Source organism: Sporosarcina contaminans, assembly GCF_042679045.1.
GTDB classification, from domain to species: Bacteria; Bacillota; Bacilli; order Bacillales_A; family Planococcaceae; genus Sporosarcina; species Sporosarcina contaminans.
In genome coordinates this window covers 38657-50498 of sequence record NZ_JBHTLT010000038.1, presented here as the reverse complement: position 1 = coordinate 50498, position 11842 = coordinate 38657, and the positions used below count along the sequence as shown (strand labels likewise).

6 protein-coding genes are annotated in these 11842 nt (G+C 41.9%); 5 read left to right on the top strand and 1 reads right to left on the bottom strand.

What is annotated here, in order from left to right:
• Positions 1-203: 203 nt before the first annotated feature.
• On the top strand, positions 204-1727 hold the full coding sequence (locus ACFQ38_RS08060; protein WP_381480327.1) for a Na+/H+ antiporter NhaC family protein: 1524 nt from the start codon (positions 204-206) through the stop codon (positions 1725-1727).
• A 93-nt stretch (positions 1728-1820) separates the two neighbouring features.
• Here ACFQ38_RS08060 and ACFQ38_RS08055 read toward each other — a convergent pair whose 3' ends face one another.
• Positions 1821-3563, bottom strand: coding sequence for an ABC transporter ATP-binding protein (locus ACFQ38_RS08055; RefSeq protein WP_381480326.1), 1743 nt, complete (start codon positions 3561-3563; stop codon positions 1821-1823).
• Between the two features lie 129 nt (positions 3564-3692).
• Here ACFQ38_RS08055 and ACFQ38_RS08050 point away from each other — a divergent pair, with 129 nt between their 5' ends.
• The 4 genes from ACFQ38_RS08050 to ACFQ38_RS08035 all read left to right on the top strand — a co-directional run bounded on the left by ACFQ38_RS08050 (position 3693) and on the right by ACFQ38_RS08035 (position 11817).
• Complete coding sequence (locus ACFQ38_RS08050; RefSeq protein ID WP_381480325.1) at positions 3693-5114, top strand: ABC transporter permease subunit; 1422 nt, start codon at positions 3693-3695, stop codon at positions 5112-5114.
• A gap of 13 nt (positions 5115-5127) precedes the next feature.
• Entirely contained in the window at positions 5128-6624 is a 1497-nt protein-coding gene (locus tag ACFQ38_RS08045; RefSeq protein ID WP_336824177.1) for an ABC transporter permease, read from the top strand.
• A gap of 75 nt (positions 6625-6699) precedes the next feature.
• Positions 6700-8508 carry an ABC transporter substrate-binding protein gene (locus ACFQ38_RS08040; protein WP_336824176.1) on the top strand — a complete coding sequence of 603 codons (1809 nt, stop codon included), beginning with the start codon at positions 6700-6702 and terminating at the stop codon, positions 8506-8508.
• Between the two features lie 189 nt (positions 8509-8697).
• Positions 8698-11817 carry a hybrid sensor histidine kinase/response regulator gene (locus tag ACFQ38_RS08035; protein ID WP_336824175.1) on the top strand — a complete coding sequence of 1040 codons (3120 nt, stop codon included), beginning with the start codon at positions 8698-8700 and terminating at the stop codon, positions 11815-11817.
• Positions 11818-11842 lie beyond the last annotated feature (25 nt).

The following is an 11842-nucleotide window of genomic DNA, read 5'->3' as shown; positions in this document are numbered from 1 at the left end:
GAACGGAAAGCGACGGTTGTCAGGGGTTCCCCATTTATTCTCCAACCAGAAAGGGACTATCACAGAAAATCAGTTTTCACTGACTTTCTGGACAGCCCCTTTTTAGGCATCAGTAAAAATGTTCACAACCTTCTATTGCATAATAACTAATAAACATGTATTATTATGCGATAATATGAATCTATATTGGAAGGGATGAGTTTATGGAACATATGGGCTTCTTGTCGTTAATTCCCCCGCTTATTGCGGTTATTTTAGCGATTGTTACAAAGAACGTCATTATATCGTTATTTTCGGGAGTTTTCGTTGGTGTAATTATTCTAGTCGGTGGTAATCCGCTAACCGCTACGACAGATGTAATAGGGGATTATTTATTTCCGCAGCTGACAGATGATTATAATGCGGCCGTGCTCGTTCTCTTATTTTTCATCGGTGGATTTGTCGCACTCATGGAGAAGTCGGGCGGTGGGGCGGCGCTTGCGGCTGCTTCGATTAAATACATAAAAACAAGAGCAAGTGCTCAAGTATCAGCGTGGTTTGGGGGTATTCTCATTTTCTTCTCCGACCTTGGGACCCCGCTTATTGTTGGACCCGTTTTTGAAAAGATTTTTGATAAGGTAAAAGTATCCCGTGAAAAGCTCGCCTGGATTATTGACTCTACCGCTTCACCGGTAGCTGTTCTTGTTCCGTTTATCGGGTGGGGCGTTTATATTATGGGGCTCATACGTGCAGAGTTCGATAAGTTGGGGATTACGGACTCCGAATTTAGTACGTTAATTCAAGTCATTCCTTTTCAGTTTTACGCGATTCTCACAGTGTTGCTCGTGCCGTTGATTGCTTTTGCAAAAGTTGATTTTGGTCCGATGGCAAAAGCAGAAAATCGTGTTCGCAAAACAGGTCAGCTTTACTGGCCTGAGTCGAAACCGTTGCGCAAGGCGGAGGAGATGAAGGAATATACGACGGGCAGTCGCACGATTCTCATTTGGCTACCGCTTCTTGTTTTATTTGTTACGTTATTCGGTCTGCTTTTCTCTAAAGGATTTCCTGTCACTCCAGTTGCAGGCGGCGATTTTCGTGTAGCGCTTAGCACGGCGTATTTGTTTGCAGCCATTACGATTATCATCTTGATGATTATTTATAAAGTAAAGAAATTTAATGAGATTTTCGATATTTATACAACCGGTATGCAAAAGATGGTTTACGTGGCGGTGACACTTGTCCTTGCGTGGTCGCTTGGAAAAGTGATAGGGGAAATGGGAACAGCGGCATTTATTGTGGAAGTGACAAAAGGAAACGTACCAGCCTTCATCATTCCTGCCATTCTTTTTGTCGTTGGTGCAGTCATGGCCCTCGCTTCAGGTACTTCTTGGGGGACGTTCGCCATCATGTTGCCGATTGCGATTCCAATGGCCGTTTCACTTGACGCCCATGTACTCGTATGCATCGGGGCAGTATTGTCCGGCGGCATTTTTGGAGATCATTGTTCGCCGATTTCGGACACGACGATTCTTTCATCGACGGGTGCGGGTGCAGATCATCTTGATCACGTTAAAACGCAATTTCCATATGCAGCATTGAACGCATCTATTGCACTCATCGGTTTTGTCGTTGCAGGATTGACAGGAAGTGTATATACACTTATTTTCGTCATCGCTCTTCTGATCGCCGCAACTGTCGTATTATCTAAACGAAAAAAAGAAAAAGAGGGTGCAGTGAGTGCATCATAATTGCTCCCTTTCAGTGTGCCTTACGTATCGGCACAATTGAAAACGAAAAAATCGGAAGAGGGATAAGCTCTTTCTCCCGATTTTTCGATTCTTTTACTCTACAATCTGCGCAACCCAATGCCCTTCCGATACTTCTACCAATTGTGCACCATTCAAATTGTAACGTTCCTTTCCGCTGTCTTCATACGGGGTATGTCGCTGCTTGTTCGCCTCTACCCTTGGATCGGGGATCGGAATAGCTGAGAGCAAGGATTTTGTGTAAGGGTGCAATGGGTTATTGTATAACTCTTCGCTTTCGGCGAGTTCGACGATTTTGCCGGCGTACATGACGGCGACCCTGTCGCTTATATGTTTTACCATTGACAAGTCATGGGCGATAAATAAATAAGTAAGCCCTAGCCGGTGTTGGAGATCTTCCAAAAGGTCGACGATTTGGGTTTGAATGGAAACGTCGAGTGCTGATAAAGGTTCATCACAGACGATGAAGTCTGGTTCAACAGCTAATGCACGCGCGATACCGATTCGTTGGCGCTGGCCGCCTGAAAATTCATGGGGATATCGCATGGCGTGCTCCGGTTTCAGTCCGACCATTTCGAGCAGTTCTTCCACTCTTTTTTTCCGTTCTTCTTTCGATTTGCTCAGCTTATGAATATCGAGCGCCTGCCCGATAATGTCAAGCACTTTGAAACGCGGATTCAAAGACGAATACGGGTCTTGAAAGATCATTTGCATATGGCGGCGCATCGTTTTCATTTCATTTTTGGATAACCGATTGACCGCAATTCCTTGGTAAAGGATATCTCCATCAGTTGGTTCATTGAGCCGCAAGATGGCACGGCCTGTCGTTGATTTGCCGGATCCTGATTCGCCAACGAGTCCCAATGTTTCACCTGGGCGAATATAGAAGCTTATATCATCGACTGCTTTCATCACCTCTCCTTTTCCGCTATCAAAATGTTGTTTTAACGAATTAACTTGAAGAAGCGGAATGGACGTATCAACGCTTTTTTTAATATGCGGAGGACGTTTCGACTTCTTCTTTTGATCAAGCCGTGGCAAGGCATTCAATAGTCTTTTTGTATATGGGTGTTGCGGATTTTCGAATAGATCGATCGTTTTACCCGATTCAACTATTTCTCCTTCTTTCATGACAGCGACCCGGTCGCACATGCCCGCAACGACACCTAAGTCATGTGTAATTAAAATGATAGAAGTGCCAAAACGTTGTTGCATCTTCTTCATTAGGTCCAATATTTGAGCTTGAATTGTTACGTCAAGTGCGGTAGTCGGTTCATCCGCAATTAAGAGAGATGGCCTGCACGCCAAGGCGATGGCGATCATGACACGTTGGCGCATCCCGCCCGAAAATTCATGGGGGTACTGGTTATAGCGCTGTTCGCTATTTTTTATGCCAACAAGCTTCAGTAGCTCGACCGCTTCTTTTTTTGCCTCACTCTTCGATACACCTCGGTGCTTCAACAAACTTTCCGCTATTTGTTTTCCAATTCGAATTGTCGGGTTCAGAGAAGTCATCGGGTCTTGAAAAATCATGCCGATTTCTTTTCCGCGAATGGCTTCCATTTCTTTTTCCGTCTTTAGTGAAAGATCTTCTCCTTGAAACTCGATTTTGCCATCTTTCATATAGGAAGGAGGCGAGGGGAGGAGTCGCATGATGGATCGTGCTGTTACGCTTTTTCCGCTGCCTGATTCTCCTACAATGCCAAGTGTCTCTCCTTTTTTCACTTCAAAACTTACCCCACGCACTGCGTTAAAATCTTCTTCTCTTGTTGCAAATGATACATGTAAATCTGTTACACGCAATATAATGTCAGACATAGTAAGTCCTCCTTCCGTTTGAGCCCATAAGTTCTATTAAAAAATTGTAAATTGACAACAATATCATGTTTGAATATAGTATAGTATACCGATAGGGATTATACAATATAAAAAAAGGAGGGATAAAAGATGAAAGTTGGCGACAGTGCCAAGCTTCAAAGAACGTTTCAAGATACGCAAGGCCGCACAATGTATCGGTTGCTCATCTATTTGGCGGGACTGCCTCTACATCTATTACTCTACCTCTTTTATTTTATGCAGCGAAAAGACGATACATACAAAGCGATGAAGGCAGAAGTCAAGCGGGAAATTGCTCGTGAAGGACGCAAGGAAGTTTATGTTGCAGAGTATGAGGATCAATTGCTGAGAAAGGCAGCCTTTTTCAAAGAGGAGAAAAGCCGTGAAGAGATTCAGAGGCAGGCAGAACGATTGGCAGATGAAAAAGTGCAGCAAGAGATTGCGCGGCGAACGGATGAAAGATTCGTTCAGGAAGGGGTTCGCAAAAGAACGTATGCTGATTATTTTCAATCGCTTCTTGGCCGACCGGCATTTATCGTTGCATCGCTTGTACCGGGGTTCCTCATGTATATCTTGCTGTTTTTAATCAGCAATCCATTTTTGAAATATATTATGGAACGTCTCGTCCAAAGTGTGTTTGTCATTATCGGAGTGGGAGTTCTCGTTTTTTCCATCCTTTATATTTCACCTTTTGACCCTGCATCCAATATTCTTGGCGAGTCCGCGACAGAGGAGCAAATTGCTACTTTCAACCGAATACACGGATTGGATTTGCCATATTGGCAGCAATTGTGGAATGCAATGAAAGGTATTGCGACGTTTGACCTCGGTTCATCGTTCGCTGGAAATGAAGATGTTGCATCAAGCATTGCAAATAAATTTCCGATTACGTTTACAATAGCGATTTTCTCAGTATTAATGGCGATTGTAATCGCAATCCCAGTTGGCATTTTGTCAGCAACACGGCCGAATTCATTTTTGGATAACACGTTCATGTTCATCGCATTGATCGGTTTGTCGATTCCGAATTTTTGGCAAGGGCTCATTTTCATCTTGAATTTCTCGATTAAATACAATTGGCTTCCTGCCACCTATAGTCCTGGGGATGCCTTGTCGATGATCATGCCAGTTGTCGTTTTAGGAACTGGGCTTACGGCTTCGATCGCGAGAATGATGAGATCCTCTTTACTGGAAATTGTCCACGAAGACTATATGATTACAGCTCGTGCGAAGGGACTGACGAAAACCCAAATGCTATGGAAGCATGCGGTTGGAAATGCGATGATTCCTGTCATTACAGTTATCGGTCTGTTGTTTGGCGGAATGTTAGGCGGGGCAGCAGTGACAGAGAAGGTGTTCAATATTAAAGGAATCGGCAGTTACATCGTAGATAAGCAATTCATACCAGACATTCCTGCCATTATGGGAGGCGTTGTCTATATTGCGATTACGATTTCGCTCGTCAACTTGTTGATCGATATTTTATATGCTTTTTTAGATCCGCGTATCCGTTCGAAGATGAAACAATCGTAAAGCAGGTGTAAAGATGGAAGAGAAGCTGAATAATCGACATGCATTGGTTTTATCAAAAGAATACCCGCAAGCGAATTTCACATGGATCATTTCGTTGATCGTTACATTAATTTTCTTAGCGAACAGTTTCTCGTGGAAAACCGGTGAATTAAAAACATTTGTATTTGCCTTGTTTATCGTATATTTCGCAACGACGCTTTTCCAAATGTTCATAGTGTGGCGTATGAGAAAGGATTTGCTCGGATATGGAGAAATCCGAAAAGGAACTCGTCGTTTAGGATATGTGCAGTTCGTCAGTCTATCGGTTGGCAATATTTTTGCGGCTGCATTTGCATTTAATTTAATCAATAAACGAAAAACGCCTGAATATACTTTTGCTGTTTATATGTTTTTGACACAACTATTTGTAATTGCAATTTCGGCTATGAATATTTTTAAACCGTACGTGACCGACACGTTCGTCGTTGCAATGGCAATTTTGCTCGTGATTGCTATTTTCTATTTGGCAGTTTTAATCATCGTGGCGAAGTCGGTTTCGGAACAATCTGCTCCGAAATCGATCGGAATCATTGCGGCAATCGTCCTCATTTCAGCGCTATCAGGCAATGTTTTCGCTCTGTTATTAGGATGGAGCTTATTGTTGAAATCAAGAAGCAATGACCGCTCACGCATTATGAAATGGAATAGTATGTGGGAAAAAATCACACGTAATTCGATGGCGATTTTAGGGATGTTTTTCATCATCCTTATGCTGGCCATTTCTGTGATGAGCCGATTCACATTCGATTATGATTTTGCTGTTGAAAATGACTACGGCAATATTTTGCAGACGCCAAGCTTGGCTTATCCGTTCGGCACAGACAATTTCGGGCGTGATGTGTTTTCGCGAATCGTCTTTGGAGCGAGAATTTCATTGCTCGTTGGTTTTGCTTCGACAATCATTCCGGCGATTATCGGTGGATTTCTTGGTGGGATTGCAGGCTATTACAGCAATCGGACAGATAATTTGATCATGCGACTGTTAGATGTGCTCTATGCGATTCCAGGAATTTTGCTTGCAATTGCGATTATCGCTGCGTTCGGAGCAAATACAGTGAACTTAATTATTGCGCTTAGCGTTGGGTCGATTCCGACGTACGCGCGGACAATGCGGGCGAATGTGTTAATGGTATCGAATTATGATTTCGTTGATTCGGCACGAGCGTTGGGCACATCGGATTTATCAATTATTTTTAAGCAAGTAGTACCGAACTCGTTAGCTCCCATGATTGTCAAGTCGACATTGACGATTGGCGGTGCAGTCATCGCGACGAGCAGCCTTAGTTATTTAGGGCTTGGTGTGGAGCCACATATTCCTGAATGGGGGAATATACTGCGGGTAGGAAGTACGTATTTAGAATCGCATTCGTATTTGGCAATATTCCCGGGCCTCGCGATTATTTTGTTAGTCCTTTCCTTCAACTTCTTAGGAGATGGGCTGAGAGACGCGTTGGATCCACGACTTGATTAAGAGTACTTGCAGATTTCATCCATTGGAGGGTGAATCGAAAAATGCATCTTAGATGATGGAAAAGGAGAATGGAACATGGCAAAAAGATTATTGACAATTTTGCTTGCGCTATTTGTTGTATTGGCGGGTTGCGTAAAGACAAAATCGGATGTATCCGGTGAAGCGGATAGTGGAGATAAAAAGGGTGGCGGCAGCGGTAAAGTTGTAATTGAGCTATTGGGAATGAGCTCTGGTGAGGAAGATATGAATATCGTCCGTGATCAACTCATTAAAAACGGCTTTGATGTAAAATTAAATATTCAGCCTGATTATGGAAGCTTTAAATCTCAGCGGGATGCCGGCAATTTTGACATTGCTTTGTCCAGCTGGACGACTGTGACAGGGAACCCGGATTATGCGGTCCGTTCTTTATTCAAATCGGACGGTGACAACAGCGACATTAACGATCCGGAAGTAGATGCATTAATTGAGGAAGCAAGTACGGAAACACCTGATGAATATAAAGAAACGTATAAGCAGCTTGAACAGCGAATTGTAGGAGAGAAAGCGTATATTGCGCCGCTCTATATTTCATTTAAAGCGCAAGGGGTCAATAAAGACGTATTGAACCCGGATACGGTCCGCCTCGCAAAATCACGTGCGATTGCATGGGAAACGATTGATTTTCATGATGCATCGAAGCGCGATACAGATGCATTGATTACTCAACAGGCGATCGGCTCATTGACTTCACTTGACCCGATAAAAGGGAATGATGGCTCGATCAATACATTGAATACGAATATGTACGTGCGCCTCGTTAACCTGACGGATGACGATCAAGTCGTTTCGGACGGTTCACTTTCGTACAACTATGCAATTGGTGATGGAAATTCGGATTATTATTTCATTCTTCGTGATGATATTAACTTTGCGAAAGTGGAAGGTGGAAAAGCAGTTGATACTGGTGAACGTGTCGGGGCGGATGATGTTGTCTTTTCATTGAACCGCGCGAAAGATAAAGATTCTGTGCCGGATCACCGGACTTACAGTTTGCATGAAAGCATGAAGGACATTGAAATTGTTACGGATTTAGCAGAATTGGATACGAAGCAATCAGGCGGTGAAGGAACAATCCGAGAAGCTCTTGAGTTAGGGCTTGAAACTGAAATCACGGAATTGGTAGCAGATAAAACTGCCGCTGACAGCAATGCAGGGAAATACCAAGTCATTAAAGTAACGACAAATGAACCATTCCCGCAAGTGCTGAATTATTTGGCACACCAATCTGCGGGCATCGTATCGAAAAAGCAGGTTGAAAGCATTAACACATATGACGTGGCAAATTTCAATGTCGATCAAGACATTCCTTACGGAGACCAACGGACGGTGACGGAAGGTGCTACGTATGACAATCATCTCTATGCAAGCGGTCCGTACATTCTTGTGAAGAAAAATGATTATCAAGCAGACTTCGTGAAAAATCCGGCATATCGCGCAGGCAGCGAATTCGAGCCGAAAATTATGAGGGTAACTGTTCGTTTCATTGAAGATGCCGACAGCTCACTATCGGCTTTGCGCAACGGCGAAATTCATCTTTTCAACGGTGTTCCAGAAACAAAATATGATTTAGTGGAAAACGATGATAAGTTAGTCCTGCAAAAGAACGATAGCAATGCCGTCACATATTTGCTATTTAACGCATCTGACCGCGAAGTAGCGAAAAGTGAAAATCTGCGCAAAGCAGTGCTTTACTCCATCAATCAAGATGAGTTTTTGAACTTCTACCAAGGAAACAAAAAGAAAGCTTATTCTACGGTAAGCCCTTTGGTTGATACAGGAAACGAATTGATTGCGGATTCGGAAAAAGTGAAAGAGTTTTTAGCGGAATATCAAGCAGAATAAAATCAAGAACTGCATCCCGTTCGTTTGTGAAACGATGGGGTGCAGTTTTTTTAGGCACCAAACTTTCAAAAATACTTGATCTCCATTCGTGACCACTAAAAATACATATCTATTTGTTTCAAACTATTATGATAGAATTAGTTCAGCATAAAATCGAATAATCGAAAGGTTATCGTAGGGGAGTGTCAGTTGAGAAATAAGCATAAACAATACATATTCGCATGTATAGCGGCTTTATATATACTAACGGTCATGACGGGCTTACGGATCTCGGCAGAGAAGGTTGATGAGTTAGGGGGATTTGATTTCAGTGAGCAACTGCATTCGAAAGTCTTCTATACTGATTTAGACGGAGAGTGGTATTTCTTTGAAAAGGAATTGTTATCACCTGGTCAGGTAAAAAAGAAAATGAATGAAGGAAAGGGAAAGATTGTTTCGCTGCCGGATTCGTTCCAAGCCCAAACCGGGAATGTTAATTCGTTTGGAACGTATAGCGCAACGATCAAGATTCCTAAGGATTTAATCGGCAAAGCATTAGCGATTCATGTGCCATATCAATATAGTGCCTACACTCTATTTGTAGATCAGAGTGAGATCGCTAAGAATGGAAAGGTTGGCCAGAATTCTTTATCGCATGATGCTGAAATGTCGCCGGAAATCGGTACCTTTTTTCCACAATCAGATGAATTGCTGCTGACGATGCAATTGTCTAGTTTTGATCATATTCGGGGGGGATTTGAGAACTCGATTTATTTAGGCGAGTCGTCGGCAGTTTCGCGCAAGTTCAATAAGGATATCATCGTAACTCTCTTTATAAATGGGTGTATTTTTATCATTGGCCTATTTATGGTGCTTTTTGCTTTGTTTCGTCGGAGAGAGCATGTGTTTCTCGTTTTCGGGATATTTAGTATGCTCATCTCTGTACGGGCTCTTTTTACAGTTCCCTTTTACTATAAGCTGATTTTTTTAGAGATGTCTTGGCTTTGGGGGACGAGGCTGGAATATATTTTGACAGAAGCAAGTTCAATGTTTTATATCATCCTATTATGGTACTGGCATAAAGAGGAGTTTTCCAAGAAAGTAGTGTCTGTGCTAGTCGCTATCCATCTTTCGCTCATTGTCACTACATTGTTTACGCAACCAGTATTTTTCCAAGCACTATTTTTCAAAGTTTTTTATTTGGCGGTGCCGACATTCTTCTATTTAATTTTCGTCATTTACAAAAGCATTCGGAACCATAATCGAGATGCAAAAGTGAATTTGATTGGGATAGGGATCATATTTTTAGCTTTTTTTAATGACTTTGCTGTTGGGAAAAATTTTTACCAGTCAATAAATTTAATGTTGCCAGCTGTTGCTGTGTATGTTTTCATGCATGTCATCCTAATGAGCAAGGACTTTGCTGAGAGAACCCAAAAAACCGAGCAGCAAAACAAGCAATTACTATCTTTGAATGTCGCAAATGAAAAACTTGCTATTCAACTTCAAAAAGAGATGAAGCAAAAGGACGATTTTTTAGCGAATACATCCCATGAGCTTCGTAATCCATTACATGGCATTATCAATATTACGCAGTCCATCTTACAAAATCGTTCCGATCGGTTGGATGAAAAAACAAAGGATGATTTGGCTCTTCAACTGACAATTGGTAGACATATGTCCCAAACCTTGGGAGATTTATTAGATATTACTCGTTTGAAGGAACACCGTATACAACTCCGATTGGAAAGCGTGGATGTACAGGCTGTTTCTGGTGCAGTAGTCGATATGCTCAAAGTTTTAGTTGAAAATAAAAGTATTCGAATGGTAGTGAATATCCCGCCTAACATTCCACATGTTTCGGCGGATAAAAACAGACTCATCCAAATACTATTTAATCTCCTTCACAATGCTGTGAAATTTACCTATGAAGGCATCATTACAGTCTCCGCAGAAATGAAAAACGGAATGGTCTATATCCAAATTGCTGATACAGGCATTGGAATGGATGACACAACACTCCTTACTATATTCGAACCATATGAGCAAGGAGATTCCAGCATTACGGCAGTTGGAGGCGGCTTCGGTCTTGGGCTGAGCATTTGTAAGCAATTAGTAGAATTGCATGGTGGAACATTGCAAGCACGTTCAATCTTAGGAGAAGGTTCGGTATTTACATTTACATTGCCAATCGATGAAGGAGCATCTGAAAAACAAATAGCACCTGTAACAACGCAAACAATTGATAGGAGTGAGTTTCCTCTTCATATAAATAGCAGTACGGTCCATACATTGGTTGAATCAATTGATAGAAATACGCTGCCAAAAAAACGACCAAAAATTTTAGCAGTCGACGATGATCCTGTAAATTTAAGAGTGCTTAAAAATATTCTTTCTGATGCACAGTACGAGGTTGAAACGGTTACGAACGGAAAAGATGCATTGGAACAACTTAAAATGAAGAAATGGGATTTAATTATTTCAGATGTTATGATGCCCAACATGTCTGGGTATGAATTAACCCGTTCAATAAGGGATAAGTTTTCTATCTCTGATTTACCGATTTTGCTGTTAACAGCGCGCGGCCATACGGAAGATATTTATACAGGTTTTTTAGCTGGAGCAAATGATTACGTTGTAAAATCAGTTGATGCTTTGGAATTAAATGTGCGGGTACATGCATTAACGAATCTTCAAGCATCTATTAATGAACGATTAGGAATGGAAGCTGCGTGGCTTCAAGCACAAATTCGACCTCACTTTTTATTAAACACGTTGAATGCAATTGTATCATTAAGCGAAACCGATACACCAAGGATGGCTCGGCTGATTGAAAAGTTTGCGCATTATTTGCAGAGCAGTTTCTACCTAAAAAACTTGGATCAGCTTATTCCGATTACACATGAAATTGAGTTGCTTGAATCGTATTTGTATATTGAAAAAGAGCGATTCGGGGATAGATTGCATGTAAACTGGGAAGTAGATGATGACATCGATGGAATGATCCCACCACTATCCATACAAGTTTTAGTAGAAAATGCCGTTAATCATGGCGTGTTGAAGCGAATTGAAGGAGGAGTAATTACAATCCGAATTCGTAATAAGGAAGATTCTATTGAAGTGTCTGTACTAGACAATGGTGTCGGTATGGATGAGGAAAAGGTAAAACAATTGTTCACGATTCAACCGGATCGAACCCAAAGAATTGGTCTAATCAATACTGAACAGCGTTTACAGCGTTTGTATAGTAAGGGACTCAGTATTCACAGCACGGAAGGGGTGGGAACGTCAATTACTTTTACGGTACCAAATACTATTTCTTCTGTGTGAATCTGTTCGGTGCTTGCGCATAAAA